Raw genomic sequence first — 25756 nt, forward strand, 5'->3', positions numbered from 1 at the left:
TCCGGATCGGATCGATCAGAAGGTGTAAGTGCCGCGCAGGTTGAACGCACGGCCGACCGGGTTGGCGACGCTGCTCAGGTAGCCCAGCGAGTAGCCGCTGTGGTTGGTGATCGGCGGACGGGCGTCGAACAGGTTCGTGATGCCGGCCACGATCTTCACGTGCGGGATGCCGCCGTAGCTGACCGTCCAGTTCACCGGCTTGTACGAATTGATGTTGCGCCAGTACTGCTGCGCCACCAGGTTCTGGTCGGTGTACTTCGAGTTGTAGGTCTGGGTGAACTGCGTGGCCCAGTCGCCGTAGGCGTAGGACAGCTTCAGCACGTGCTTCCAGCGCGGGGTGATGATCGGGAAGCTCGACACGGTGCCGTTGCTGGCGTTGCCGAACTGGCCGATGTTCGACACGTAGGCGTCGCCGGCGAACAGCTGGTTGTCGAAGCGGGTCAGGTAGGTGCCATCGAGGCCGACCTTGAACTGGCCGAAGGTGGTCTTCGGCAGCGTGTAGTCGACCGACACGTCGACGCCGGCCGCTTTCTGGCCGCCCAGGTTCATCGTGGTGTTGTCGATGTAGGCCAAGGTGCCGTCCGGGTTACGCACGAACAGGTTCTGGTAGGTCGCGAACTGGGTGAAGTAGACCTGTTCCGGCAGGTTGGCCAGCATGTCCTTCATCTTGATCTGCCAGTAGTCGAAGGACATGGTCAGCGACTTCATCGGCTCGATCACGACGCCCAGCGTACCGCCGACCGACTTCTCCGGCTTCAGGTTCCTGTTGGAGCCGGTCAGCTTGTTCAGCTTGGCGTTGCAGACGTCGGCCGCGTTGTAGCCGGGCAGGGCGGTGCCGGTGCCGGGCTGGCCGACGATGCCGCCCGGGCACAGCACCGGATCATCCCATTTGGCCGAAGTGGTGGTGTTGGCGACGGTGGTGCGGTAGCCGTAGCGGTCGAACAGGGTCGGCGCGCGGAAGCCGGTGTTGGCCGAGCCGCGGAACATCAGGAACTTGCTCGGCTGGTAGCGGAAGCTGACCTTCGGGTTGACCGTGGTGCCGACGTCGCTGAAGCGGTCGGCGCGCACGGCGGCGTCGAGGTCCAGTTCTTTGGTGATCGGGATATCCAGCTCGGCCATCAGGCCGGTCAGGTTGCGCGATGCTTCGCCGTGGGCCGGGACCGACTTGGCGTAGGTGATCGCGGCAGCCTGGTCCAGCTTGGTGTCGCTGTAGGTGTCGCGGTGCAGGTCGGCGCCGATCGCCAGCGACATGTCGCCGCCGGCCAGCTTCATCAGCGGACGGCTGATGGTCAGGTCGACGCCGGCCAGCTTGGTTTGCGAGTGGCGGTTCTGCATGCCGTCGGCCGCGATCTTGTTCAGGTAGTCCTGGCCGGCCTGGTCCTGCAGGCCGAACGGATTGAGGATGCCGTTGGCCAGGCCGGTGATCAGGCCCATGCCGTCGAAGTAGCCGCTGTAGTAGTAGCCGTCGCGCTGCGACAGGCCGTAGGTGGCGGCGGCCTTGTAGTCCCAGTCGCCGAGGTGGCCGTCGGCCAGCAGCGCCAGGCGCTGGTTCAGCTGGCGGTCGCGGGTGATGGCCGGGCCATGGTCGGCCACTGCCCAGTTCACGGTCAGCGGCACGCCTTTCAGGTTCACGCCGGGCACGACCGGAACGCCGCCGCTGTTACCCGGGTACCACTTGCTGGTCGAGGGCAGGATCGGCTGGTTGGTGCCGACCGCCAGCGCCTGGGTCGGGTTCTTGGTGGCGAAGATGGTGGCGTCGCCGCGCGAGTATTCGAGGGCGATGGTGTTGTCGTCGTTGATGCGCTTGGTGGCCTTGGCGTACATCGTCGCCTGCTTGTTCGCGTGCAGCAGGGTGCCGTATTCCTGGTCGTTCAGGATACAGGTGTTCTTCTGGCCCTGGATCGAGTACGGCGCCACGCAGCCGGAGGCATAGTAGGGGTTGGCGGCGCTCTTGTTGGCCGACGAGGTGAAGTTGGCCGGGGTGGCGTAGCCGCCGCTGCCCAGGCTCGGCGCGCGGCCGATGGCGGTCAGTTCGTCGGCGGTCGGGATGAAGCCTTGGCGGTCCGAGGCCAGCAGGCGGTTACGCTTGTGGAAGTCGCCGGTCGCGTAGAAGTTCCAGCCATCCTTGTCCAGGTCGCCGATACCCCAGGTGGCGGTCATGCGCTTCTCGTCGCCGCCGCCGCTGCGCTCGGGCTTGACTTCCTGGGCCGAGATTTCGGCGCCGGTAAAGGAGCGCTTGGTGATGAAGTTGACCACGCCGCCGATCGCGTCGGAGCCGTAGATCGAGGATGCGCCGTCGCGCAGCACCTCGACCCGCGCCAGCGCGCTGATCGGAATGATGTCGAGCGACTGGAAGCCGTCGGCGGTCGCTTCGTTGGCCAGGCGGCGTCCGTTCAGCAGGACCAGCGTGCGGTTCACACCCAGGCCACGCAGGTTGATGTTGGTGCCGGCGCCGGCGTTGGACGGCTGCAGCGAGTTCGATTCCGGCAGCGCCATCATCAGGTCGGCCAGGGTGGTCATGCCCTGCTTGACGATGTCTTCGGCCTTGACGACGGTGACCGGGAGCGCCTGCTCGGCGGCGAGGCGCTTGATGCTGGTGCCGGTCACTTCGACGCGGGTCATCGGGGCGTCTGCGGTCTGGGCCTGCGCCTGGTTGACGACGGCCAGCACGGCGAGGGCGATGGACGACAGCACGAGCCGGCGGGACTCGGCGGAATGGCGAGTGTTCATTGGATACGTCTCCTCAAATTGATAACGTCTACGCCCGGCCTTGTGACTGGCGGGTCGCAATGAGTGGAGTACCTCGCGTACTCCGTGCCGCTCGGACGAGGGCCGCTTCCGGGGATTGGAGGGCCGAGGTCCTGCTGGTCGTTATTCGAAAAGGTGCTGCTTATCCCCTAGAGAAGGTACGGGTCACGCGCTCCAGGTGGGCACGCATGGCGCGTCGCGCGTTGGCCGGGTCGTGCGCGGCAATCGCGGCAAAGATGCGGCGGTGGTCGGACAGGGTGTCGCGCCGCAGCTCTTCGGTTTGAAAGTGGTCTTGCAGCTTGGTCCACAGGCTGCCGCGCTGGCGCCACAGGTAATCCATCACGCCGACCAGCGCGCTGTTGCCGGTGGAGCGCGCGATGGCCAGGTGGAAGTTGCGGTCGGCCTCTTCGTCGTGCGAATGCGAATGGTTGTCCGTGTGGCGCTCCATCTCCTCGACGCTGGAGAGGATGGCGTCGATGGCGCCGTCGGTGGCCACACGCGCGGCGATGGCGCAGATTTCGGCTTCGATCAGGCGGCGCGCGGACAGCACCTCGAAGGGGCCGGGGCCTGCCTCGGGCAGGTTGGCCTCGGGCTGCGGGCTGGCGCCGACGTACACGCCGGAGCCGCCGCGCACTTCGATCACGCCGCCCAGTTCGAGGGCGATCAGCGCTTCGCGCAGCGAGGCGCGGCTGACCGACAGCTGGGCGGCAAGGTCGCGCTCGGACGGCAGTCGCTCGCCTTGCTTGATCTGCTGTTCCCGGATCAGGGCCTGGATGCGGTCGGCCACGATGCGGTACAGCCTTGGTTCCTGGGCCGCTGTCTCCTGCGGGCCGTTGGGCTTTTTGCTCATATCTTGTTTTAATGATTGGTCAGACCATTCTAGAGTGGTTAGACCAGATTGCGCAATCACCAGCTTCAGCTGTGCGTCAAATTTGCCACAGCTGCGGGCTTATCCCAAGATAAGAAGGCGTGTACACAGGGGGAATGGCGTATGCATGTTGTTTTGCGGTATGGTCGACCAGTTAAGAAGTGGCCGGACCACTGGTGCCAGAGGCAGTCACGCCGCGCAGGACTGGCGCAAACAAACTTGCGCCGCTATAATGCGGCCTCCATTCCCTGATAGCTCAGTCGGTAGAGCGACGGACTGTTAATCCGCAGGTCCCTGGTTCGAGTCCAGGTCGGGGAGCCAGAATGCAAACGGCCCCGCGAGCAATCGCGGGGCCGTTTTTCTTCTCTGGGGCCGCGGGCGCGGCTTAATGCAATTCCCAGTAGTCGTCCTTCCTGACCACGTTCATCCGTTTCGCGGGCGGATCGTTGTGCAGGATCACCTTGATCGCCTGTTGCATGTTCGGCCTGTACATGGCGCCGAGCAGGGCGTAGTTGCCCATGCTGTGCGCGATCAGGTGGATCCGCGTGGCGCCCAGTTCCCGGTACACCTTGATGATGAAATCCGCGATGCTGTCCTGGCTGAGTTCGGCCAGGTCGCGGTCTTTTTCGTAGCTGGGGACCTTGCCCTGCGAGGGCCAGCTGAAAAAGGCCGTGTTGGGAATCTTGAGCTGGTAGCCGAGGCTGGCCGCGCGCTGCGCCGCTTCGGTGAAGGTCGTGTTGAATCCGTGCAGGTAGATCAGCACCTGGCGTTCATTCGGGTCCGCATCTTTCAGAGCGTTCTTCAGCTGCGCCACGAAGACCTGCGCGTCGACCTCGTTCGGTTTGGTCACGCGCAGCTTGGCTTCCCAGGTGGGGAAGTATTTGTCCAGCCAGCTCGCGTTATTGACTTTCTTGAGGTAGTCCTCGGGTATCTCGACATAAATTTTTCCGTAGTGGATGGCCCGCTGGTCCCACTTCGGCGAGTAGTCGACGATCTCGCCCTGGGACAACACGGGGACGCGGTTGGTGGCGTACCACAGCTTGTACAGGAGCGGATTGAATTGCCGCGATTCCGCTTGGGGCGCCTGTGTCGCTGCCGGCGGCGGCATCTCGACAGGCAGCGGTACGGAAACGGGAGTCGGGGCCGGTGCCGGGGCGGGGGCGGGCGCCGGCGCGGCCGGGACAAGTTCCGGTCCGGTCGGCCGGATGCCGGCGCAGCCGGCCAGGACCAGGGCGAATGCCACGGCGATGCATGGGGTGAACGCGGTACGCAGCCTTTCCATATCGGTCTCCTCGCAGGGATGTTTGTAGGACACGGGCCAGCATAACTTGCAATTTTGAAAATTGCCACAAATACAATTATGAGGATGGACGGACCGGAGCACGGTTGAACCTTCCGGAAGGTCAACAAAAAACAAACTGATGTAAAATTCTTTTCTTAAATTTTTGCAACACTTTACGTTGTACCGGACTACCAGGCAGCTGCAATGATTGAAGATGATTCCTCCGACTGCTCGGTCCTGCTCATTGATGACGAGCCGTTTGCGCGGGACATCATCGCCCATGGGCTGGCGCCATGCAGGCACTCCCTGCATTACGAAAGCGACCCCGAACGCGCGATTGCGCTGGCGCGCGACGGCGGCGTCACGGTGGCGCTGGTCGACCTGCGCATGCCCGGCTGCGACGGTTTCGAGGTCACGCGCCGGCTGCGCGCCGATCCTGCGACCGAGCACCTGCCGGTGATCCTGCTGTCGTCCGAGGACAATCCCGAGGTCAAGGCGCGTGCCTTCGAAACCGGGGCCAACGACTACCTGGTCAAGTGGCCGGACCCGCGCGAGCTAATGGCGCGGGTGCGTTACCACAGCGGCGCATGCCTGGCGCGGCGCCAGCGCGATGCCGCCTTCATCTCGCTGCGCCACAGCCAGGAGCAGCTCGCGGCCAGCCAGTCGGCCCTGCACCAGGCGCAGAAGATGGAGGCGATCGGCCAGCTGACCGGCGGCGTCGCGCACGATTTCAACAACGTCCTGCAGATCATCGGCGGCAACCTGCAGCTGCTCAAGCTGGTGGGCGCCATCAGCGACGCCGCGCGCGGCCGCATCGACATGGCGCTGGCCGGCGTCGAGCGCGGCGCCAAGCTGTCTTCGCACCTGCTGGCCTTTGCGCGGCGCCAGCCGCTGCAGGCCGTTGTGCTGAACCCGGGCCGCCTGCTGCACGAGATGGACGAGATGATGCGGCGCGTTCTGGGACCGCGCGCGGCGGTGATCACCGAGATCGAGCCCGGCCTGTGGAGCACCACCGCCGATCCCAACCAGTTGAACAATGTGCTGCTCAACCTGGCCATCAATGCGCGCGATGCGATGGCGGGCAGCGGCACGCTGACCATCCGCGCCGCCAATGCCGCGCGCGGCGCGGCCAGGGATCCCGAGGTGCCGGACGGCGATTACGTGATGATCGAAGTGGCCGACACCGGCGAGGGCATGACGCCCGAGGTGCTCCAGCGCGCCTTCGAACCCTTCTTCACCACCAAGCCGACCGGCCAGGGCACCGGGCTTGGGCTGTCGATGGCCTACGGTTTCGTCAAGCAGTCGGGCGGCGAGATTGTGCTGCGCAGCGAGCCGGGACAGGGCACCAGCGTGCGCATCTACCTGCCGCGCAGCGCGGGCGAAGCCGCGCTGGAAGAAGCGCCGCCGCGACTGCCGCTGCTGGGCGGCCCGGAGACGATCCTGGTGGTCGAGGACGAGGCTGATGTGCGCGTCTCGACCTGCGGCATCCTGTCGGCGCTCGGCTACCAAGTGCTGGAGGCGCACGACGCCGCCGCCGCGGTCGCGATCATCGACGGCGGCCGCCACATCGACCTGGTGTTTTCGGACGTGATCATGCCGGGCGCGGTCAGCGCGCTGGAACTGGCGGAGGTGGTGCGTACGCGCTTGCCGCGCGCGCAGTTCCTGTACACCTCCGGCTACGCGGAGGGCGTGCTGACGCATGAGGGCAAGCTGGACGCGTCCGTCAACCTGCTGCAGAAACCCTACCATCCGGACGCGCTGTCGGCGCGCATCCGCCACCTGCTGCGGCGCGCGAGGCACGCGCCGGCGGCGTCTTACTTCGGCTTGACGTAGCGACTCGAGCCCGGCGGCGGTTCGTTCAGCACGGCCCAGAAGATGCCGAGGTCGGCGATCGCGCGCAGGAATTCGGTGAAGTCGACCGGCTTGACGACGTAGGCGTTCACGCCCAGTTCGTAGCTGCGCACCAGGTCCTGCTCTTCCCTGGACGAGGTCAGCATCACCACCGGCTGGCTGCGCAGGTTGGGGCTGGTCCGGATTTCTTTCAACACTTCGAGACCGTCGACCTTGGGCAGCTTCAGGTCGAGCAGCACCACGGCCGGGCTGCCTTGGATGCGGTCCTTGAACTGGCCGCGGCGGTGCAGGTAATCGAGGGCCTCGGCGCCGTCGCGCGCGATCACTACTTCGTTGGCCAGCTGGCTCTTTGACAGGGCGATGAGCGTCAGCTCCAGGTCGTGCGGATTGTCTTCTACCAGCAGGATTGGCTTGAGCATTGGTGTTGTACCTTTTATTCGGTCTCGGGATTCTTGGGTATGCTGAACGAGAAGGTCGCGCCTTCTCCCTGCACCGACTCGGCCCACACGCGCCCGTGGTGGCGTTCGACGATGCGTCGTACATTGGCCAGGCCGATGCCTGTGCCCTGGAAGTCTTCCATGCGGTGCAGGCGCTGGAACACGCCGAACAGCTTGTGCACGTATTCCATGTTGAAGCCGGCGCCGTTGTCGGCGATGTGGAACACCGATTCGTTCGGCGTGTCCTCGGCCCATACGCGGATCACGGCCAGCTCGCGCTGGGCGGTGAACTTCACCGCGTTGGACAGCAGGTTGTACATCGCCAGGTGCAGGAAAGTGGGATCGGCGCTGACGTGGGGCAGCTCGCCGATGTCGAATTCGATGCCGCGTCCGCGCAGTTCGAGCGCCATCTCGTCGATGCAGGCCTCGACCAGGTCGCGCATGTCGACCGTGGCGGGGCGCAGCGCCGCGCGGCCCATCTGCGAGAACGACAGCAGGTCGTCGACCAGCTTGCCGGCCAGGCGTGCCGCTTCCTTGATGTTCTTGAGGAAGCGCTGGCGCTTGTCGAAGTCTTCGTTGCCGGCCGATTCCAGCAGCAGGTCGGAGAAGCCGACGATGTGGCGCAGCGGCGCGCGCAGGTCGTGCGACACCGAGTACGAGAACGCCTCCAGCTCCTTGTTGGCGCGGCCCAGTTCCTCGGCCAGTTCGGCCATCTGTTCGGCGCGTTCCAGCGCGATGCCGAGCAGCGCGGTGCGGAATTCGACGGTCAGCTCGATCTCGGCGCTGTGCCAGGGCATGCTGGCGCCGCGGATGGTCTCGCGCCAGGCCGCGAAGCTGGTGCGCGGCGACAGCTGCTGCGGCGCGCCCGGCTGCTCCTTGTAGTGTGGGTTGCCGGCCCATTCGACCGTGTGGATCACCTCGGGCCGGAACCACAGCAGATAGTGCTTGTGGATGCGCGAGATCGGCATCGCCAGCAGGCCGCTGGCGACATCCATCATGTCGTGCGCCGGAGGATACACGGCGGACAGGCGCTCGCTGTGGAACACCTCGCCATGGCCATGCACGCCGAGCCAGCGGACCAGCGCCTGGATCTGGTCGATCGAGGGGGTGTCGCCGTAGGTCAGCACGCGGTCGTCGGCGACGATCGCGACGCCGCCGGCGCGCGCGAAGCGGATCAGCTCCGGGAACACGGCGCTCATGTTGTCGACGAAGTCGGCGCTCTTGGTCAGCCCTCCCAGCATCGAGACCATCACGCGCCGCACCTCGAGCCGGAACTGCAGCTCGGACGCGTCCTCGCGGGTCTCGATGCACAGCGCCAGGATCTGGCCCAGCTGCTCGCAGGCCGTGCGCTTTTCGAATGCGACCGGCGCCGGGCCGGCGTTGTGGCAGGAGATCAGGCCCCACAGCTTGCCGCGCACGACCAGCGACACCGACATCGACGCCAGCGTGCCCATATTGCGCATGTACTGCAGGTGCACCGGCGAGACGCTGCGCAGGGCCGCGAACGACAGGTCGTTGGCACGGCCGGTGACCGGATTCGCGGGCGGCACCAGCGGGGCCGGCTCGTAGTTGGCGTCCTGGATCAGGCGGATGCGCGACAATGTGTACAGCTCGCGCGCCTGGGCCGGGATGTCGGAAGCGGGGAAGTGCTGGCCGAGGTAGGCGTGGTAGGACTCGTCGCGCGCCTCGGCGATCACGTGGCCGTGGCCGTCGCCATCGAAGCGGTACACCATCACGCGGCCGAAGCCGGTGACCGAGCGGATGTGCTGGCACGCAAGCTGGGACAGCTGCTCGATGCCGACTGACTCGTTCACCTTGAGCAGGAAGTCGCCGATCAGCGAATACAACTCGCGGAAGTCGGCAGGGTGGGCGCGCCCGACCGGCTCGAACTCGGCCAGCAGCACGCCGTCCCACGCATGGGCCAGCACGTCGAAATGGCGGCCGTTGGCGATGGTGACGGTGCCGACGTAGAACGGGCGCGCGCCCAGCGTGCCGCCGGACAGGGCCGGCGCGATGCGCGCATGCGCGTCGGCGCCGATCAGTTGCGCGAGCGACTGGCCAACCGCATCCGCGGCGGCGATGCCAGCCATCGCACCCAGGTTGGCGCTGGCTTGCAGCACCTCCAGCGCGGGCGACAGCGCCAGCAGGAAGCCGTGTGGCTGGATGCTGCCTGGGGTGCGGATCGGCTCCTTGTCGCAGGCCGACAGGTCGAGCGCGGGAGCGGGGGCTTGGGTCATGGGGGAAGAACTTGCCGAAGGCAAAACAAGCGTCACATTTTACATGTAACGCTGCAGGCGGGACGCAAAACGCCGACGCGATTTGTGAAAGTTTGCAACAGTTTTGTTTCGTGGTATATACGTCAATATGTGTAGATTCGCAACAACTGGCAAACAGGAAATATCCAGCTCCCGCCGGGAATAATTACACTGGAGGTGACGCCGAACCGTGTGACTCGAATGTCACAACGGCGTGTATTATTCGATACATTTAACTGAACCTCAGCTGCTTGAACTCCGCCAATGATTAACCGCGTTACAAACAGTTCGCCAGGCAGCGACTCGCAGCGATTCCAGTACCTGATCGCCGGCATCAGCGACTACGCAATCTACATGCTCGATCCGGACGGCTACATCACGAGCTGGAACGCCGGCGCGCAACGTTTCAAAGGCTATACCGAAGTCGAGATCATCGGTGAGCATTTTTCGCGCTTCTATACCCAGGAGGACCGCGCCAGCGGCCTGCCGGCGCGCGCTCTCGGCATCGCGCTGTCCGAAGGAAAGTACGAGTCCGAGGGCTGGCGCGTGCGCAAGGATGGCACGCGGTTCTGGGCCCACGTGGTGATCGATCCGATCTATGACAACGAAGGCCGGATGCTGGGCTACGCCAAGGTGACCCGCGACGTCACAGACCGCAAGCATGCCGAGGACGCGCTGCGCGAGAGCGAACAGCGCTTCCGCCTGCTGGTGCAGGGGGTGACCGACTACGCGATCTTCATGCTCTCGCCCCAGGGCATCGTCACCAACTGGAATATCGGCGCCCAGCGGATCAAGGGCTATACCGAAGAGGAAATTGTCGGCAGCCATTTCTCGCGCTTCTATACCGAGGAAGACCGCGCCCAGGGCCTGCCGGCGCTGGCGCTGGATACGGCGTCCAAGGTCGGGCGCTGGGAGCGCGAGGGCTGGCGCGTGCGCAAGGACGGCACGCGCTTCTGGGCGCACGTGGTGATCGACGCGATCTACGACGAGACCGGCGAGCTGCTGGGCTTCGCCAAGATCACGCGCGACCTGACCGAGAAGAAAGCGGCCTCCGACGCGCTGGCCGAGGTCAACGCGGCCCTGTTCCAGGCGCAGAAGATGGAATCGATCGGCCAGCTGACGGGCGGCATCGCGCACGATTTCAACAACCTGCTGTCAGTGCTGGCCAGCGGCCTGGAGGTGCTGAACATGCAGCGCGCCAGCAACGCCGACGCGCGCACTTTCGACAGCATGCGGCGCGCCATCGACCGCGGCGCGACCCTGACCCAGCAGCTGCTGGCCTTCGCGCGCCAGCAGCCGCTGCAGCCGGAATTGCACAACGTCAACCGCCTGATCACCGGCTTCGAGTCGGTGCTGCGGCGCGCCGGCAATGCCTCGATCGAATTCGACATCGCGCTCGCGCCTTCCTTGCCGAGCACGGTGCTGGACCGCGCGCGCTTCGAATCGGCGCTCTTGAACCTGGTGGTGAATGCGCGCGACGCGATGCCGGAGGGCGGCAAGCTGCTGATCCGCACCAACGCCGTCAGCCTGAAGCAACAGGAGGTGTCGGGCCTGGCCGCCGGCGACTACGTGAAGGTGTCGGTGTGCGACAGCGGATCCGGCATGTCGCCGGAGACCATCCGGCGCGCCTTCGAACCATTCTTCACCACCAAGGAGGTGGGCAAGGGCACGGGCCTGGGGCTGTCGCAGGTGTACGGCTTCATCAAGCAATCCGGCGGCGAAGTCGTCATCAAGAGCGAACTCGGGAAGGGCACGGAGATCTCGATCTACCTGCCGGCGGTGCACGGCAGCGATGAGGTGGACGAGGACAAGACCGAGACCGTGCTGATCGTCGAGGATGAATCCGACCTGATGGACATGGCCACCTCGCTGTTCCTGAACATGGGCTACAACGTGCTGACCGCGCCCAGCGGCAACGAGGCGCTGGCGGTGCTGCGTGCGCGTCCGGTGGACATCCTGTTCACCGATATCGTGATGCCCGAAGGAATTGATGGCATCGAACTGGCGCAATTCACGAGAAAGAATTATCCAGAGACGAAGATCGTCGTCGCCTCGGGCTTTCCGCTGCCCACGCTCAGGGAGCGGCATGCGGACATCAATGACTTCAGCTTCGTCAACAAGCCCTACCGCCTGTCCGACCTGGCGCGCGTGCTGCGCACGGCGAGCTGATCCATGAGCCTGCATATCGCGACGCCGCTGCTGGCCTCGACTGCTCTGCCGGCGAAAGATGGGCAGGAATCCTGGTTGAAGATGGAGGCACTGCAGCCGTCCGGTTCGTTCAAGCTGCGCGGCATCGGTTACGCCTGCGAGGAGTACCGGCGGCGCGGCGCACGGCGTTTCCTGTCTTCGTCCGGCGGCAATGCCGGAATCGCGGCGGCCCACGCCGGGCGCAAGCTAGGTGTGCCGGTGCTGGTGGTGGTGCCGGAAACGGCCAGCGCGCGCGCCCGCGAACTCATCCAGCGCGAAGGGGCGGACATCCTGGTGCACGGCGCTTCGTTCCAGGAGGCGAACGCGCATGCGCTGTCGCTGCTGGGGCCGCAGGATGCCTTCATCCACCCATTCGACGATCCGCTGCTGTATGAAGGCCATGCCACCATGATCGACGAGGTTGCGCAGGCTGGCCTGCGGCCCGATGCGGTGGTGCTGTCGGTGGGCGGCGGCGGCTTGCTGTGCGGCGTGGTGGAAGGGCTGCGCCGCAATGGCATGGACGAGGTGCCGGTCATCGCGGTGGAAACGGTGGGCGCGGATTCGTACGCCCAGTCGCTGGCGCGTGGTGAGCGCATCGAATTGCCGGCGATCGCGAGCGTGGCCACCTCGCTGGGGGCGCGCCGGGTGTCGGAGGCCGCGTTCGCGCTGGCCTCGCGCCATCCGGTGCAGCCGGTGGTGGTGACGGATGCGGATGCCGTCGGCGCCTGCCTGCGTTTCATGGACGATCATCGCGTGGTGGTCGAGCCGGCCTGCGGCGCCTCGCTGGCGCTGGCTTACCAGCGGCATCCCGCGCTCGCGGAGTTTCGCCGCGTGCTGTTCATCGTCTGCGGCGGCGTCACCGCCACCGTGGCCCAGCTGCATGCCTGGGGCGCCGCGCTGCGCTAGAGGGCGAAGATGATGTCCGCGATCCGGTCGTACACCGGGTCGGCCGATGGGCCAGGATTGGGCCAGTTGAGGATGTCGAAGTGGTCGTAGCCCTTGTAAGTTCCGAGGAAATTCCACACGCCCGGCAGCGCCGTGCCGTCATAGTCGCGCACCGGATGGCCGTTCGGCGCGCGCATGCTGTTGGTGTTGACCACCCCATCGTTCGGGAACCAGCTGTCGTCGATGCGTACGCGGCCGGGCGCGCTCTGTGTGTAGCCGCCCATGCCGTGCTGCAGGGCCGAGCCGATGATCCATTCCCCCGCGTACGGCTTGAAGTAGGGAATCATGTCCTCGCGCGGATACTGGTAGCGCACGTTCTGGACCGGCGCGACCAGGCGGTCGGTGCCATTGCAGCACCAGCTGCCGGCTTCGGTGGCCAGGGTGCCGATCGAAAAGTAGTAGACGTGGGGCGAAGTGCGCGCCCACAGGTTGAAGTCGCGCGCGCCGTCCGGCGCCAGTTCCCAGTTGGCCATGTCGCGGTCAAACATGTCGCGCACGGGCGAGTGCAGGTTGGGCAGGATGTCGAGGATGGCGTCGCGCAGGGTGGTGCCGTTGTGCGGCGCCGAGATCGTCACGACGCTTTTCACCCAGCCGGCGCGGCCTCCCTGGAACAGCTCGCCATCGCCTTCGCCGGCGGCCCCGTGCTCGAGCAGCTCGACCAGGGCGCGGATGGTGGTGCCGCCCTGGCTGTGGCCGATCAGGTGGATCGGGTGCCGTTCGTCCCATTGCGGGTAGAACGCGAGCGGGTAGTGGCGGGGGTTGTGGACGGGGTCGGGGGCCCAGCATTTGTCGGGCGGCTTTTGCGGCGTGCCGGGCGGATCGTACTTGACGACGTGGCTGGCGCCGTAGTCGACGCAGCCGCCCTTGATCTGGGCATAGAGCTCGGCCGCGCGGTCCCAGTTGGAGCTGATGGGGCCGACGCCGGCGGCGTACACCGCGTGCGGGCCCTTGTACAGCTGCATGTGGCCGGCAATGTCGCCGTAGCCGCCCCAGTATTTGAAGCCGGTGGCGCGAAACTGCTGGGGGCCGAAGCCGAGGAAGCCGTGGACCAGCACGACGGGATCGTTGTTGGCCGCCGCGGCAGGCCACGGCCACAGCGCGGACAGCGCGAGCAGCAGGGCGGCGGATACCGGGCGAAAGCGGGACATGGGAGGCTCCGTTCAGCAGACCACCGGTATTGTCTGGTGTGGAGCGCTGTCATCATTTGTTCTACATCTGAGAAGCGGCGGAGCGTTGTTTAAAGAAATGGGGTTCCCGCTTTCGCAGGAACCCCATTTTGTGTGAGCAGTGTTAGCTCAGTTGCCCGTCGGCGCGATAGAGCCGCCCCCGACAGCACCCTTGTCCGCCCCCGGCTTGCTTACCGTCGACACCGAAGCCGTCAACGCCGCCTTATCCGCCGCATCCAGCTTGTCGCCATTCCACACCACGTAATCGTCGATGGAATACAGCTTGCACGGCTTGCTGCTCTTGGCATTGCAGGTGTTCAGCGCGCGCGATTCCGGATCCTCGCCTTCCTCGGCCCAGGTCCAGGCGCCGGTCGGCGACACCGCGAAGGCGCGCGGCGTCAGCTTGCCCAGGTATTCGCGGTAGGCGCGCCGCCCGTTGTCGGTGAGGAAAGGCACGGCGTCGACATTGTCCACCTGCGCGTAGTCGGTCTTGGGCGGCTGCGGCGGCCCCGGCACGTCGTACAGCAACTTGGTCGGCATGCCGGCCTGTTTCAGGAATTCCTCGGTCTCCGGCAGCCAGACCTGCTCGCCGTCGCGGCTGGCCAGCATGCCGTGCGAGTCGCGCTTGAAGGCGGGGTACTCGACCAGCTTGCCTTGCCCGCCGGCCAGCGTGTAGGCCTGGTACATGCGGGTCGACAGTTCCGGCCCGAACAGGGAATCATTGGCGCCGTACATCCACAGGCTCGGGATCTTCGCGCTGGCGCCATAGTTGGCGTAGGCGCTCACCAGCTCGTCCTTCCAGTCGCAACCTTCGGTCTGGTCCTTGAGACCGCCCGCGAAGTTGAGCAGCGCCTTGACGCCCGGCAGCGGCTGGGTGCCGAGGGCGATCGTGGCCAGCCCGCCGTACGACTGTCCGGCGATCACGATGTGTTGTGCGTCGACCCAGGGCTGTTCGCGCGCATAGTTGAGTGCGTCGAGGATGTCCTTGGCCTGGCCGTAGCCGTTGGCCGTCATGTCGCAGCCATGGTCGGCGAATTTGCCGGTGGAGTTGGCGTAGCCTTCGCGCATCGGCACGATCACCACGTAGCCGCGTTCCACGAAGGCATGGGCCATGTGGTAGAAGCGGTCGCGCGGCTGGGCGCCGGGCGCGCCCGGGTCCTTGCCGTGGTTGATGATGAGCAGCGGGAAGGGCCCCGGCCCGTTCGGCTGGAATACCGTGGTCTCCAGCATGGCCGCGTGGTCGGGCCCGGCCGGGATCAGGATCACGTGCTCGTTCAGCCGGTAGTCAAGCTGTAGCTCTTGTTCAATTGCCACTCCCGGCAGCAGCGCGACAGCAGCAAGCAATGCGGATGTAATGTTGCGGACAGAAGGACGGAATCGAATCATGGACATTCTCGCTGCGGGGCATTTGTAACAAATTGCCGATCGGAATGAAGTGATTCTAGGCACCGAAAAAAAGCAGAGCAATATCCAATAGTCCAGTTCCGGAAGTAAATTTTCGCGTGTGGCGAAAATTGCTAGACTGGAAGGAAAGCGCCGTGTGGCGCGGTGACAGCCAAGGGAGGGCGTGAACGGCAATGAGCACCTATGGCCCGCGCGAATGGCATCCGGACGAACGCCCGCTGTTCCCCGGCTCTCCCTCGACTCCGGCGCATTCGACGGAGCGGCGCATCGCTTACTTCTGCGTCGGCTCGCTGGTCACGGTGACAGCGGGCCTGGGCAACGCGCTGGTCAGCGCCAACCTGTTCAACTTGCAAGGCCCGCTGGGCGCCTACTTCACCGAGATCAACTGGCTGCCGACTGCGTACGTGATGACCAATGCGTCGATGAACCTGCTGCTGGTGAAGTTCCGCCAGCAGTTCGGGCTGCGCGCCTTCACCGAGTTCTTCATGGCGCTGTATGCGCTGCTCACCGTCGCTCACCTGTTCGTTGGCGGGCTCGGCTCGGCCATCGCGGTGCGCGCGGCGCACGGAATCGCGGGCGCGGCCATGTCGACGCTCGGGCTGTTCTACACGCTGCAGGCGTTCGACCGCCCCAACCGCTTCCGCGGCATCATCGCCTCGCTCGGCGTTGCGCAGCTGCCGCTGCCGATCGCTTATGTGTTTTCCAGCGACCTGCTGCGCTTTGGCGAGTGGCGCGGCCTGTACCTGTTCGAGCTCGGGATCACCGTGGTGGCGATGGCCTGCGTATTCGCGCTCAAGCTGCCGCCGGGCGACCGCATCAAGGCCTTCCGGCCGATGGATTTCCTGACATTCGCTCTGTTCGCGCCGGGCGTGGCCCTGCTGGCCGTGACGCTGACCTTCGGGCGCCTGCTGTGGTGGCGCGACACCGCCTGGATCGGCGTCGCGCTGGCCGCGTCGATCGTGCTGATCGTGGCCTCGTTCTACGTCGAGCACACGCGCCGCAACCCGCTGCTCAACCTGCGCTGGATGGCCAACGGCAGCATCTGCCGGCTGGCGCTGGGCCTGGTGCTGGTGCGGATCGTGCTGGCCGAGCAGAGCATTGGCGCGGTCGGCATGATGCGCGCGCTGGGCCTGAACAACGACCAGCTGACCACCCTGTTCACGGTGATCCTGCTGGCCACCGTCCTCGGCCTGATCGTCGCCGCCGCCACCACCAACATCCAGCACCTGCTGGCGCCGCAGGGCATCGGCCTCGCGATCATGTCGCTCGGCGCTTTCATCGCCTCCTTCGCCAACAGCCTGACGCGGCCCGAGGAGATGTACCTGAGCCAGGGCATGCTGGGCTTCGGCGGCGCCATGTTCCTCGGGCCGCTGGTGGTGTCCCTGATCGGCAGGGTGATCGCCGAGCCGGCCAACCTGGTCAGCTTCGCGGTGCTGTTCAGCGCGACCCAGAACATGGGCAGCCTGGTCGGCTCATCGCTGCTCGGGACCTTCCAGGTCTGGCGCGAGAAGTATCACTCCAGCATCCTGGTCGAGCACCTGTCCGCGCTCGACCCGCAGGTCGCGGCGCGCATCGCCCGCGGCGGGGCCGCCTTCGGGCGCGCGCTCGCCGATCCTGCCGGGCGCGCCCACCAGGGCTTGGCGGCGCTATCGGCGGCGACGGCGCGCGAAGCGAACATCCTCGCCTACAACGATGTGTTCCTGCTGATCGCGGCGATCGCCGCGCTGCACGCGGCCTGGGTGTTCGGCCGCGCCGCGTGGGAAAAGTATGTCGAACCGCCGGCGCTGCCCGCGCCGATCCCCCAACCCGACACCCGACCTGAACAGGTGACCGACTGACATGGCCGACGCTACCCCACCCGACAATACGCGGCGCCGTGCGCTGCGCAATGGCTTCCTGTTCGGCGGCATGGCGCTGGCCGGGGTCCTGATCGTGCTCTACGCGTGGAACCTGCCGCCCTTCCACAGCGCGGTGGAGAGCACCGAGAACGCAATGGTGCAGGGACAGGTCACGCTCATCAGCCCGCAGCTGTCGGGCTATGTGGTGGAGGTCGACGTGCAGGACTTCCAGCGCGTGCGCCAGGGCCAGCTGATGTTCCGCATCGATGACCGCATCTACGCGCAGCGGCTGGAGCAGGCGCGCGCGCAGCTGCAGGCGCAGCAGGCGGCGCTGGCCAACTACGCGCAGTCGCGCTCCAGCGCCGGCGCCAGCATCGGGCAGAACCAGGCGGCGCTGGCCAACGCCGCCGCGCAGGAGCAGAAATCGGCGGCCGACCTGCGCCGTGTGCAGGCGCTGGCGGCGGACGGCTCGCTGTCGATGCGCGAGCTGGACGCGGCGCGCGCCGCGCATGCGCAAACCACGGCGGCGGTGGCGCAGGCCCGCGCCACGCTTGACATCGCGCGCCAGAATTTCAAGACCGTGGGCGTGAACCGCGGCTCGCTCGAGGCGGCGGTGGCCAATGCGCAGGCGGCGCTGCGGCTGGCCGAGATCGACATGTCCAACACGCGCGTCATGGCGCCGCGCGACGGCCAGCTTGGACAGGTCGCGGTGCGCCTCGGCGCTTACGTCAACGCCGGCGCCCAGCTGACGGCGCTGGTGCCGCCGCAGCCGTGGGTGGTCGCGAACATGAAGGAAACGCAGATGGCTAACGTACGCGTCGGCCAGCCGGTCACGTTCTCGGTGGATGCGCTGGACGGCGCCACACTGCGCGGCGCGGTCGAGCGCATCTCGCCCGCGACCGGCGCCGAGTTCTCGGTGCTCCCGCCCGATAACGCGACCGGCAACTTCGTCAAGATCACGCAGCGCATCCCGGTGCGCATCAGCGTCGATTCCGGGCAGGAGCTGGCGGCACGGCTGGCGCCCGGGATGTCGGTGGTGGTGCGCATCGATACGTCCGGGAAGGGCCGGAAATGAGACGCCTGCTGGCGATCGCGCCGGCGCTGGTGCTGGCCGCCTGCAGCCTGCCGCGCCATCCGCCGCCGGCGCCGACGCTGCAGGTGCCGGCGCAGTGGCGCACCGATATCGGCCCGGGTTCGCCGGTGGAGCGAGATTGGTGGCGGGCCTTCCACGATCCGGCGTTGGCGGATCTGGTGCGGCAGGCGCTGGCGCGCAACGGCGACATCCGCACCGCCCAGGCCCGATTGCAGGAGTATCGGGCGCGCATCACCGTCGCGCGCAGCGTCGAATCGCCGCAGCTGAACGCAAGCTTCAGCCCGGGCCGGGCGCGCGTCATCGGGCCGTTCGGCACGCCGATCGACGTTACTTCGATCACGGGCGGGGTGCAGGCCAGCTACGAGATCGACGTGTCGGGCCGCTCGGCCGCGGCGATCGAGGCGGCGCGCCTGGACTACGCATCGCAGCAGGCCGCCGCCGACGCGACGGCGCTATCGGTGGCGGCGAACACGGCGTCCGGCTACCTGACCCTGCGCGGACTGGATGCGCAGCTCGAACTGGCGCGCGCGACCCTGGTCACGCGACAGCGCTCGCTGGACCTGGCGCGGCGCGAGTTCGAGGTCGGCTACAGTTCGCGGCTGGAGCTGGCGCAGGCCGAATCCGAATTTCGCGCGACGTCGGCGGTGGTGCCGCAGCTGGAGCGTTCGATCACGCTGCAGGAAGACGCGCTGGCGGTGCTCACCGGCGCCAGTCCCGGTCCGGTCGCGCGCGGCCTGCCGCTCGGCGAGCTGGCCCCACCGATGATCGCGACGCTGCTGCCGTCCGAGCTGCTGCGGCGGCGGCCGGACGTGGCCGCGGCCGAACGCGCGGTGGCGGCAGCCGATGCCGCCTTGGCTGCGGCACGCGACCAGCTGCTCCCGTCGTTCAACCTGGCCGCTTCGATCACGCCCTATGCGAACAGCGTGTCGCAGCTGCTCAATTCCCCGTTCACGCTGTGGAGCGTCGGCGGCAGCGTGCTGGCGCCGATCTTCAACGGCGGCCGGCTGCGCGCGCAGACCGACATCGCCGCGTCCGCGCGCGATCGCGCCGTGATCGCCTACGAGAGCGCGGTACGCAGCGCCTTCGCCGACACCGAGAACGCGCTCGCCAGCATCCGCTTCCTGGGCCGGCAGCTGGCCGAAGGCGAGGCGCGCCGCGTGGCTGCCGCCGAAGCGCTGCGCATCGCGCGCAACCGCCATGCGAACGGCTACGCGTCCTACCTCGAGGAGCTGGATGCGCAGCGCGCCTTATACAGCGTGGAGAACGCGCAGTTGCAGCTGCGCGCCGGCCTGCTCGGGGCGCACGTGGACCTGTACCGCGCGCTGGGCGGCGGCTGGCTTCCCCCTGCAAAATAGCGGCGGTTCGGGCGCGCTGTGCGGCCTGCATTACGCCTACAATGGCTAATTGTTCAACCATCGATGGGGAAATCCATGATCAGGATTGGTGTGATTGTCGGCAGCACGCGGCCGGGCCGCAAGGCGCTCGATGTGGCGAAGTGGGTGCTCGATATCGCGAACCTGCGCAGCGACGCCGTCTACGAACTGGTCGACATCGCGGACGCCAGGCTGCCCTTGCTCGACGAACCGATGCCGCCGTCGATGGGACAGTATTCGCAGCAGCACACCAAGGACTGGGCCGCCAAAATCGCGCATTACGACGGTTTCGTGTTCGTTACGCCTGAGTACAACCACGGCACCTCGGGCGCGCTGAAGAACGCGATCGATTTCCTGTTCGCCGAGTGGAACAACAAGGCCGCCGGCTTCGTCGGCTACGGTTCGATGGGCGGCGCGCGCGCAATCGAAAGCCTGCGCCTGGTCATGGGCGAGATCATGGTGGCCGACGTGCGGCAGGCGGTGCAGCTGTCGCTGTTCACCGACTTCGAGAACTTCAGCACTTTCAAGCCGGCCACGATGCACGAGCAGTCGGTGGAGAAGATGCTCGACCAGGTGGTCGCGTGGAGCAAGGCGCTGCAGGGCGTGCGCCAGGCAAAGGGCTGACGCGCTGCTACAATCGCCGGCCTTGCGTTTTCCAGCCGCCGAATGACTAAGAATCATCCAACCCGCCGGGCCATGTGCGCCGTGTGCGAACGTCCGCAGGCGGCCTGCATTTGCGCGTCTGTCGTGCGGGTCGATAGCCCGGTCGAGGTGCTGATCCTGATGCATCCGCTCGAAGTGGGGCAGGCGAAGAATAGCGGGCGTTTGCTGAACCTCTGCCTGCCGGCGAGCCGGATCGTGGTAGGCGAGGCCTTCGAGCCTGGTGCGCTGGATGCGCTGCTGCATGCGGACGGGCGGCGGCCGGTGTTGCTGTATCCGGCGGAGGCGGGAGCGGATGCCGGCGCCGCGCCGATGGAGCCGTCGCGCTTACGGCTGGTCGTGCTCGACGCCACGTGGCGCAAGAGCCGCAAGATGCTGTACCTGAATCCTTTGCTGCGCTCCCTGCCGCGGCTGGCGCTGGCGGACGTGCCCGCCTCGGGCTACCGGATCCGCAAGGCGCATGCGCCGCACCAGCTGTCCAGCTTCGAGGCGGCGGCCTATGCGCTGGCCCAATTGACGGGTGAACAAGCTGCTTGCGTGCGCCTGCTCGACGCCTTCGAATCCTTTGTTGTACAACAAGCAGCGTTCGTGCGCTCCGCTTGAAATCGCATCGGGCCGCGCGTAAGATACTGTATAAACGTACAGTAAAGGTGCAGCCGTGGCAGGTGGCGAACGACATGTCGACAGGGAAGGACTCGACGAGCAGGTGATGCTGCCTCCGCGTCCGCTCGCCGCGCGCAAGGGCAGGGGCGCGGTCTCCAATATCCAGGGCAGGTACGAGCTCGACCAGCGCGAGCGCTTCGAGGATGGCTGGACGGTGGAGGAAGAAGAAGCGCCAGCCTTCCGCACCGTCGTCACGGACGAATACGCCAAGAGCATCCTCACCCGCAACGCGTCGCCGGACGTGCCCTTCAATGTGTCGCTCAATCCCTACCGCGGTTGCGAGCACGGCTGCATCTATTGTTTCGCGCGACCCACGCACAGCTATCTCGGGTTGTCGCCGGGGCTGGATTTCGAAAGCCGCCTGTTCGCCAAGGTCAACGCGCCGGATCTGCTGCGGCGCGAGCTGGCCGCACGCGCCTACCTACCGGAGCACATCGCCATCGGCGTCAACACCGACGCTTACCAGCCCGTGGAGCGCCACAAGCGGCTGACGCGCCAGGTGCTGGAGGTCCTGCACGAATGTCATCATCCGGTCGGCCTGATCACCAAGTCCTCGCTGATCGAACGCGACATCGACCTGCTCGAGCCGATGGCGGAAAAAAGCCTGGCCTGCGCGGCGATCACCCTGACCACGCTCGATCCCGAAATTTCTCGCACGCTTGAGCCGCGCGCGGCCGCGCCCGCGCGTCGGCTGCGGACCATCCGCACGCTGGCCGAGGCCGGCATTCCGGTCAGCGTCAGCGTCGCGCCCATCATCCCCTTCGTCACCGAGCCGGAGATCGAAAAAATCCTGGAGGCCGCGCGTGATGCCGGCGCAGTCGGCGCGCACTACGTGGTGCTGCGGCTGCCCTGGGAAGTCAACCCGCTGTTCCACGAATGGCTACAGGCCCACTTCCCGGAGCGGGCGGCGCGCGTGATGAACCGCGTGCGTGAGATGCGAGGAGGGAAGGATTACGACAGCGATTTTTCCACGCGCATGCACGGTGAAGGTGTGTGGGCGGATCTGATTCGCCAACGGTTTTTCAAAGCCGTCGAGCGGCTCGGCATGAGCGGCTTGCGCGGTCGCTTCGAGCGGCTGGACGTTTCGCAATTCCGTCGTCCGCTTGTGGTGCCCGGTACGCCGGGAAAGCAAATGGGCAACGCCACCGGGCAGCTGGACCTGTTCTGAGCGTTTGGCACTGCTTGTTGCCAGCGGGGCTACAATTGCGGCTCGGTTAAACGGGAAAGCGGTATGGCAGAGCGGGACGCAAGAGTGGGCGAAGTCGACATGATCGTCTTCGTCGGCGCGGAATCGACGGGCAAGTCGACGCTGGCTGCGCATTTGGCGCGCGAATTCGACACCCTGTACGTTCCGGAAATCGGACGCTTCATCTGGGAGGAGAAGAAGGGGCAACTGACGGTGGACGACTACGTGGATATCGCCGTCAAGCACCGCGAGGCCGAGGCGGAAGCCATGGCGCGGGCGCGGCGCTACTTGTTCGTCGACACCAGCGCGCTGACCACGCTGCTGCTTGGCTACTGCTTCGGCCACATCGAGCACGCGCCGCAGGAACTGCTTGGCTACGCCGACGATTGCAAGCATCGCTACGCCCACCATTTCGTCTGCGCTGACGACATTCCGTACGAAACTGATCCCGCACGCGAAAACGAAGCTTGGCGCGGGCGGATCCAGCGGCTCGTGATCGAAGACCTGGAGGCGCGCGGCATTCCTTACACGGTCGTGCGCGGCAGCGTCGCGGAGCGGGCAGCGCAGGTGCGGCGCGTGCTTCAGGCGGGCTGATCAGGCCGTAGCATTGCCGCTGCGGGCATGCTGCTTCGGGCATGCTGGTGTGGGCATGCTGCTGTGGGCGTGCTGCTGTGGGCATGCTGCTATGGACATCTGCTATAGGCATGCGGCGGTGGGCATACCGCTGTTGCGATGCGCTTGTGGGAATCCCCCTGTTGCAATGAGGCTTCGAACACACCGGTCAGGCGGTGATCAACTCTCGCAAGTGCTTTTCGATTTCAAAGACGTGCTGGTCGGTTTTTCCCAGCATGCGCAGGGCCTTGGCCAGCTCCAGCAGGTATTCGCTGTTCGGCCCGCTTGGTCCGCGCGCGGTGGCGATCTGGCGCGCGATGTCCCATTCGGTGGCCGGTCCGAGATAAGCCGCATTTTCGCGCGTGGCGATGTAGACCAGGCCTTCTTCACTGCTGCCGTCGTCGAAATGAATGTCGGTCGCAAGGCGCAGGTAGCCGTTCTTTTCGCGATGGTCCAGGTGCGCGAATTCTTCCGGTGTGACGAGGTAGGCCACGCCATGACAAACGGCGCCCGCTTCCGGAACCAGCGTCACCACGCGGCCCGGAGCGCTTTCCGTGCCGCGGTGGTCGTGCGACCCTTGCCAGAAACGGCGCGACCAACCGTCGATGCTGGCGGGGCGGCGGTCGAGGAAGGGGAAATCGGCCTTGAAGATCAGCGAGCCGTAACCGAACAGCCAGACGCTGTGGTGCCCGTCGAACTTGTTCATGCGGCGATTGATTTCGGTGGTGTTGTGCGACATTGCTGCGGTTTTGCGGATGACGAGCCAGCATTCTAGCGCCGCGCTTCATTGCGCGTGGTGACCAGCCAGCCACACCTCTCCTTACCTCCCGTCATCGACGCTTCCTAAGCATCCTTTGACCTCAGCCAGTAACGGCCTCAGCCGAGCCCCTAAGCTGGCTTGGAGCGCCGCGACTAGCAGCTTTTCCAGGACCGCATGTTGACGACGCGCAACTGTCCTGCAACGGAGGAACAAATGACGACGAGAACTGAAGTACCTGGCGCAAGATTTGCGTCGGCAAGGTCCGCCCCGGCCGCATCTGCGAAAACGACCTACAGCTTGATACAGTTGTCCGCCAACACCGAGACCTCCGGCATCGACATCAACACCAGGGGGCAGGTGGCGTTCACCGAGAGCGACGGTGGAGTCAACCGGGCCAAATTGTACGATGGGAGCACCGTGCTCGATCTCGGAACCCTCGGCGGCCCGAGCGCCGAGACGGCCGCGCTCAACAACCGCGGGCAGGTTGCCGGCTCGTCGAGCCTCGACCCGGCGGGCGCCATCATCCACGCTTTCCGCTGGAGCCAGATGACCGGCATGGTCGACCTCAACGGGCCGGGACAAGGGATCTCGAGCAGTGTCGATATCAATAGCAGCGGGCAGGTGGCGGGCAGTGCCGTGTTCGGTCTGGCGCCGGATTCGCCAACCCAGGCGTTTCGCTGGCGTCCGCGAACCGGTATGCAGGATCTCGGTGCGCTTGACGACGTCTCCCGCGCCAGCGCGCTCAGTGATGGAGGCGTCGTCGTCGGGAATTCGGAGGGCCCTGAAGGAGGACCGGACTCAACGATCGCGTTCAGGTGGACGCAGGCGACGGGCATCAGCCCGATCGGAACGCTCCCCAGCGCGGACACGACGGCGGCCGACGTCAATAACGCGGGGCATATCGTCGGCGGCACACCGTTCGCATCATCGAATGGTTTTTTGCACGCGTTCTTGTGGACGCCGCAGGAAGGCTTGCTTGACCTGGGCACCGGCAGCGGCGACAGTTCATTCGCCGGGAAAATCAATGATAGGGGCGAGGTGATTGGGTCCGTGCTCACCTTCACCGTCCTGTTCCATGGTTTCGTGTGGACCCGGGAGAGCGGGCTGATTGAAATCGGGCTGGGGCAACCTGAGGTCTTCACGCTTGCGAACGACTTGAACGCCCAAGGCCAGGTCGTAGGCGCCTTCGGCGAGCGCGCGTACGTGTGGACCCGCAAAGACGGCGTGATCGACCTCAACACCAGGCTTTCCAATGCACCGCCGGGCCTGGTGCTGCTATCGGGCCAGGCAATTTCCGATAATGGCTCCATCGTTGCAAGCGCCAACACGGGCTTGTTCTTGCTCATTCCGCATGCGCCATCCTCGCCTTGTTAGCAGAACCCGTCGTTCCCGGCACTGCCGTCTACGCGGCCTGTCTACGGATCCGGGCCTGCGCCGGGGCGACGGTCTTCGGGATAACTGTTCCGTAGATCGTCGCGGCTCACGTACTCCAGCAAGAACATCAGGAACGCCTCCGCCGCCGGACTCAATGTCCGCCCAGCCCGCGTGTGCACAAAGAAGCGCCGCGTCAGCACCGGCTCCTCCAGTTGCCGCATATTCAGCTGGTGCAGCGCGACCAGCGGCTGCGCGTACGGCAGGCACACCGTGATCCCCAGCCCGCTGCTCACCATCGCCAGCGCAGTCGTCATGAACGCGACCTCGTAGGCCGGCTTGATCGTCACCTCGCGCAGCGCGTCGTGCATGTCCGCCTGCAGCCGCTCGGTGAACTGGCCCTGCAGCGAAATGAAGGGGAACTCGCCCAGGTCCTGCCACGTCACCCGCTCGCGCGACTCCAGCGGATGCCCGTGCGGGAACACCAGCGCAAACGGCAACTCGAACAGCAGTCGCGCATCCAGCGGCGGGGCCGGCTCGCGTTCAGGCGCGATGCCCAGGTCGGCTTCGCCGGACAGCACCCGCGCGGCCACGCTTTCCAGTGCACAGTCGGCCAGCCGCACTTGCACCTCCGGATGCCGCGCTTGCCATGCAGCGATCGCGCCCGGCAGCAGCGTGCATGCCATCAGCTGCGGCGCCGCGATGCGCACCGTGCCTTTTTTGAGCCGCGTGTGCGCTTCAATGTTGGAGAGCGCACCGTCCAGGTCATCGATGATCTGGCTGAATAAGGGAAAGAGCTCGCTGCCAATCTCGGTAAGCGAAATCTTGCGCGTGCTGCGGTCGACCACGCGCGCGCCGAGTGTGGCCTCGAGCTCCTTGATCAAACCGGACAGGGCCGACTGCGACAAGTGCAGCATCTGCGCGGCGAGCGTAAAGTTCCCAGTCTTGGCAAGCGCCACGAAGGCGCGCATCTGGCGCAAAGTAGGATTCATAAGAAAATCCGATAAATCGAGCGGAAAATACTGTTTGTATGATAGTGCGTTTTGATTTTTAATGG

At 65.9% G+C, this 25756-nt stretch carries 20 protein-coding genes and 1 tRNA gene; 12 read left to right on the forward strand and 9 right to left on the reverse strand.

The window, feature by feature from the left end; all coding sequences use genetic code 11:
- Positions 1 to 15: 15 nt before the first annotated feature.
- Both NX778_RS00205 and NX778_RS00210 read right to left on the reverse strand, forming a co-directional pair.
- The gene (locus tag NX778_RS00205) at positions 16 to 2730 is read right to left on the reverse strand and encodes a TonB-dependent receptor plug domain-containing protein (RefSeq protein WP_258809680.1); all 2715 of its coding nucleotides are present in this window, start codon (positions 2728 to 2730) and stop codon (positions 16 to 18) included.
- Positions 2731 to 2890: 160 nt separating this feature from the next.
- Positions 2891 to 3598 carry a FadR/GntR family transcriptional regulator gene (locus tag NX778_RS00210; protein WP_258809681.1) on the reverse strand — a complete coding sequence of 236 codons (708 nt, stop codon included), beginning with the start codon at positions 3596 to 3598 and terminating at the stop codon, positions 2891 to 2893.
- A gap of 263 nt (positions 3599 to 3861) precedes the next feature.
- Here NX778_RS00210 and NX778_RS00215 point away from each other — a divergent pair.
- Positions 3862 to 3937 (forward strand) — tRNA-Asn (locus NX778_RS00215).
- A 64-nt stretch (positions 3938 to 4001) separates the two neighbouring features.
- Here NX778_RS00215 and NX778_RS00220 read toward each other — a convergent pair.
- Positions 4002 to 4898, reverse strand: a complete 897-nt coding sequence (locus tag NX778_RS00220) for an alpha/beta hydrolase (RefSeq protein ID WP_258809682.1) — start codon at positions 4896 to 4898, stop codon at positions 4002 to 4004.
- A gap of 204 nt (positions 4899 to 5102) precedes the next feature.
- On the opposite strand from NX778_RS00220, the gene NX778_RS00225 reads away from it, so the two are divergent.
- Entirely contained in the window at positions 5103 to 6731 is a 1629-nt protein-coding gene (locus NX778_RS00225; RefSeq protein WP_258809683.1) for a response regulator, read from the forward strand.
- Here the strand turns inward: NX778_RS00225 and NX778_RS00230 are convergent.
- Together NX778_RS00230 and NX778_RS00235 are read right to left on the reverse strand one after the other, a co-directional pair.
- On the reverse strand, positions 6713 to 7168 hold the full coding sequence (locus tag NX778_RS00230) for a response regulator (RefSeq protein WP_258809684.1): 456 nt from the start codon (positions 7166 to 7168) through the stop codon (positions 6713 to 6715). The two genes, NX778_RS00225 and NX778_RS00230, sit on opposite strands and share 19 nt — an antisense overlap.
- A 14-nt stretch (positions 7169 to 7182) precedes the next feature.
- Positions 7183 to 9423 carry an ATP-binding protein gene (locus tag NX778_RS00235; RefSeq protein ID WP_258809685.1) on the reverse strand — a complete coding sequence of 747 codons (2241 nt, stop codon included), beginning with the start codon at positions 9421 to 9423 and terminating at the stop codon, positions 7183 to 7185.
- Between the two features lie 282 nt (positions 9424 to 9705).
- On the opposite strand from NX778_RS00235, the gene NX778_RS00240 reads away from it, so the two are divergent.
- Positions 9706 to 11610, forward strand: a complete 1905-nt coding sequence (locus tag NX778_RS00240; protein ID WP_258809686.1) for a hybrid sensor histidine kinase/response regulator — start codon at positions 9706 to 9708, stop codon at positions 11608 to 11610.
- Positions 11611 to 11613: 3 nt separating this feature from the next.
- Positions 11614 to 12534 carry a pyridoxal-phosphate dependent enzyme gene (locus NX778_RS00245; protein WP_258809687.1) on the forward strand — a complete coding sequence of 307 codons (921 nt, stop codon included), beginning with the start codon at positions 11614 to 11616 and terminating at the stop codon, positions 12532 to 12534.
- On the opposite strand, the gene NX778_RS00250 is transcribed toward NX778_RS00245, so the two are convergent.
- Both NX778_RS00250 and NX778_RS00255 read right to left on the reverse strand, forming a co-directional pair.
- Positions 12531 to 13721 carry an esterase/lipase family protein gene (locus NX778_RS00250; protein ID WP_258809688.1) on the reverse strand — a complete coding sequence of 397 codons (1191 nt, stop codon included), beginning with the start codon at positions 13719 to 13721 and terminating at the stop codon, positions 12531 to 12533. The genes NX778_RS00245 and NX778_RS00250 overlap by 4 nt on opposite strands.
- Positions 13722 to 13868: 147 nt before the next feature.
- A complete protein-coding gene (locus NX778_RS00255) occupies positions 13869 to 15053 on the reverse strand; it encodes a dienelactone hydrolase family protein (protein ID WP_258809689.1) in 1185 nt (394 codons plus the stop codon).
- Positions 15054 to 15316: 263 nt separating this feature from the next.
- Between NX778_RS00255 and NX778_RS00260 the strand changes: the two genes are divergently transcribed.
- The 7 genes from NX778_RS00260 (at position 15317) to NX778_RS00290 (ending at position 22550) form a co-directional block, all read left to right on the forward strand.
- Positions 15317 to 16981 carry an MFS transporter gene (locus tag NX778_RS00260; RefSeq protein WP_258809690.1) on the forward strand — a complete coding sequence of 555 codons (1665 nt, stop codon included), beginning with the start codon at positions 15317 to 15319 and terminating at the stop codon, positions 16979 to 16981.
- Between the two features lies 1 nt (position 16982).
- Positions 16983 to 18056: an HlyD family secretion protein gene (locus NX778_RS00265; RefSeq protein ID WP_258809691.1), complete on the forward strand. Its 1074-nt coding sequence runs from the start codon at positions 16983 to 16985 to the stop codon at positions 18054 to 18056.
- On the forward strand, positions 18053 to 19429 hold the full coding sequence (locus NX778_RS00270) for an efflux transporter outer membrane subunit (protein ID WP_258809692.1): 1377 nt from the start codon (positions 18053 to 18055) through the stop codon (positions 19427 to 19429). Before NX778_RS00265 ends, NX778_RS00270 begins: the two co-directional genes overlap by 4 nt.
- A 75-nt stretch (positions 19430 to 19504) precedes the next feature.
- Complete coding sequence (locus tag NX778_RS00275) at positions 19505 to 20071, forward strand: NADPH-dependent FMN reductase (RefSeq protein WP_258809693.1); 567 nt, start codon at positions 19505 to 19507, stop codon at positions 20069 to 20071.
- A 72-nt stretch (positions 20072 to 20143) separates the two neighbouring features.
- Positions 20144 to 20710, forward strand: coding sequence for a tRNA-uridine aminocarboxypropyltransferase (locus tag NX778_RS00280; RefSeq protein WP_307727920.1), 567 nt, complete (start codon positions 20144 to 20146; stop codon positions 20708 to 20710).
- Positions 20711 to 20816: 106 nt separating this feature from the next.
- Positions 20817 to 21938 (forward strand): PA0069 family radical SAM protein, encoded by a 1122-nt coding sequence (locus NX778_RS00285; protein ID WP_258811004.1) that lies wholly within the window; start codon positions 20817 to 20819, stop codon positions 21936 to 21938.
- 99 nt (positions 21939 to 22037) lie between these two features.
- Positions 22038 to 22550 (forward strand): AAA family ATPase, encoded by a 513-nt coding sequence (locus NX778_RS00290; protein WP_258809695.1) that lies wholly within the window; start codon positions 22038 to 22040, stop codon positions 22548 to 22550.
- Positions 22551 to 22737: 187 nt separating this feature from the next.
- On the opposite strand, the gene NX778_RS00295 is transcribed toward NX778_RS00290, so the two are convergent.
- Positions 22738 to 23307, reverse strand: a complete 570-nt coding sequence (locus NX778_RS00295) for a gamma-glutamylcyclotransferase (RefSeq protein WP_258809696.1) — start codon at positions 23305 to 23307, stop codon at positions 22738 to 22740.
- A 327-nt stretch (positions 23308 to 23634) separates the two neighbouring features.
- Between NX778_RS00295 and NX778_RS00300 the strand changes: the two genes are divergently transcribed.
- Positions 23635 to 24702: a hypothetical protein gene (locus NX778_RS00300; protein ID WP_258809698.1), complete on the forward strand. Its 1068-nt coding sequence runs from the start codon at positions 23635 to 23637 to the stop codon at positions 24700 to 24702.
- Between the two features lie 41 nt (positions 24703 to 24743).
- Here the strand turns inward: NX778_RS00300 and NX778_RS00305 are convergent, their stop codons facing one another.
- On the reverse strand, positions 24744 to 25691 hold the full coding sequence (locus NX778_RS00305) for a LysR family transcriptional regulator (RefSeq protein ID WP_258809699.1): 948 nt from the start codon (positions 25689 to 25691) through the stop codon (positions 24744 to 24746).
- Positions 25692 to 25756 lie beyond the last annotated feature (65 nt).

The sequence above is a fragment of the Massilia terrae genome, assembly GCF_024753145.1.
Classification (GTDB): domain Bacteria; phylum Pseudomonadota; class Gammaproteobacteria; order Burkholderiales; family Burkholderiaceae_D; genus Telluria; species Telluria terrae.

Bases quoted from the DNA above. Each gene is read 5' to 3' on its own strand.
- NX778_RS00205 (WP_258809680.1), bottom strand. From the start codon at position 2,730: ATGAACACTCGCCATTCCGCCGAGTCCCGCCGGCTCGTGCTGTCGTCC.
- NX778_RS00210 (WP_258809681.1), bottom strand. From the start codon at position 3,598: ATGAGCAAAAAGCCCAACGGCCCGCAGGAGACAGCGGCCCAGGAACCA.
- NX778_RS00220 (WP_258809682.1), bottom strand. From the start codon at position 4,898: ATGGAAAGGCTGCGTACCGCGTTCACCCCATGCATCGCCGTGGCATTC.
- NX778_RS00225 (WP_258809683.1), top strand. From the start codon at position 5,103: ATGATTGAAGATGATTCCTCCGACTGCTCGGTCCTGCTCATTGATGAC.
- NX778_RS00230 (WP_258809684.1), bottom strand. From the start codon at position 7,168: ATGCTCAAGCCAATCCTGCTGGTAGAAGACAATCCGCACGACCTGGAG.
- NX778_RS00235 (WP_258809685.1), bottom strand. From the start codon at position 9,423: ATGACCCAAGCCCCCGCTCCCGCGCTCGACCTGTCGGCCTGCGACAAG.
- NX778_RS00240 (WP_258809686.1), top strand. From the start codon at position 9,706: ATGATTAACCGCGTTACAAACAGTTCGCCAGGCAGCGACTCGCAGCGA.
- NX778_RS00245 (WP_258809687.1), top strand. From the start codon at position 11,614: ATGAGCCTGCATATCGCGACGCCGCTGCTGGCCTCGACTGCTCTGCCG.
- NX778_RS00250 (WP_258809688.1), bottom strand. From the start codon at position 13,721: ATGTCCCGCTTTCGCCCGGTATCCGCCGCCCTGCTGCTCGCGCTGTCC.
- NX778_RS00260 (WP_258809690.1), top strand. From the start codon at position 15,317: ATGAGCACCTATGGCCCGCGCGAATGGCATCCGGACGAACGCCCGCTG.
- NX778_RS00265 (WP_258809691.1), top strand. From the start codon at position 16,983: ATGGCCGACGCTACCCCACCCGACAATACGCGGCGCCGTGCGCTGCGC.
- NX778_RS00270 (WP_258809692.1), top strand. From the start codon at position 18,053: ATGAGACGCCTGCTGGCGATCGCGCCGGCGCTGGTGCTGGCCGCCTGC.
- NX778_RS00275 (WP_258809693.1), top strand. From the start codon at position 19,505: ATGATCAGGATTGGTGTGATTGTCGGCAGCACGCGGCCGGGCCGCAAG.
- NX778_RS00280 (WP_307727920.1), top strand. From the start codon at position 20,144: ATGTGCGCCGTGTGCGAACGTCCGCAGGCGGCCTGCATTTGCGCGTCT.
- NX778_RS00285 (WP_258811004.1), top strand. From the start codon at position 20,817: ATGCTGCCTCCGCGTCCGCTCGCCGCGCGCAAGGGCAGGGGCGCGGTC.
- NX778_RS00290 (WP_258809695.1), top strand. From the start codon at position 22,038: ATGATCGTCTTCGTCGGCGCGGAATCGACGGGCAAGTCGACGCTGGCT.
- NX778_RS00295 (WP_258809696.1), bottom strand. From the start codon at position 23,307: ATGTCGCACAACACCACCGAAATCAATCGCCGCATGAACAAGTTCGAC.
- NX778_RS00305 (WP_258809699.1), bottom strand. From the start codon at position 25,691: ATGAATCCTACTTTGCGCCAGATGCGCGCCTTCGTGGCGCTTGCCAAG.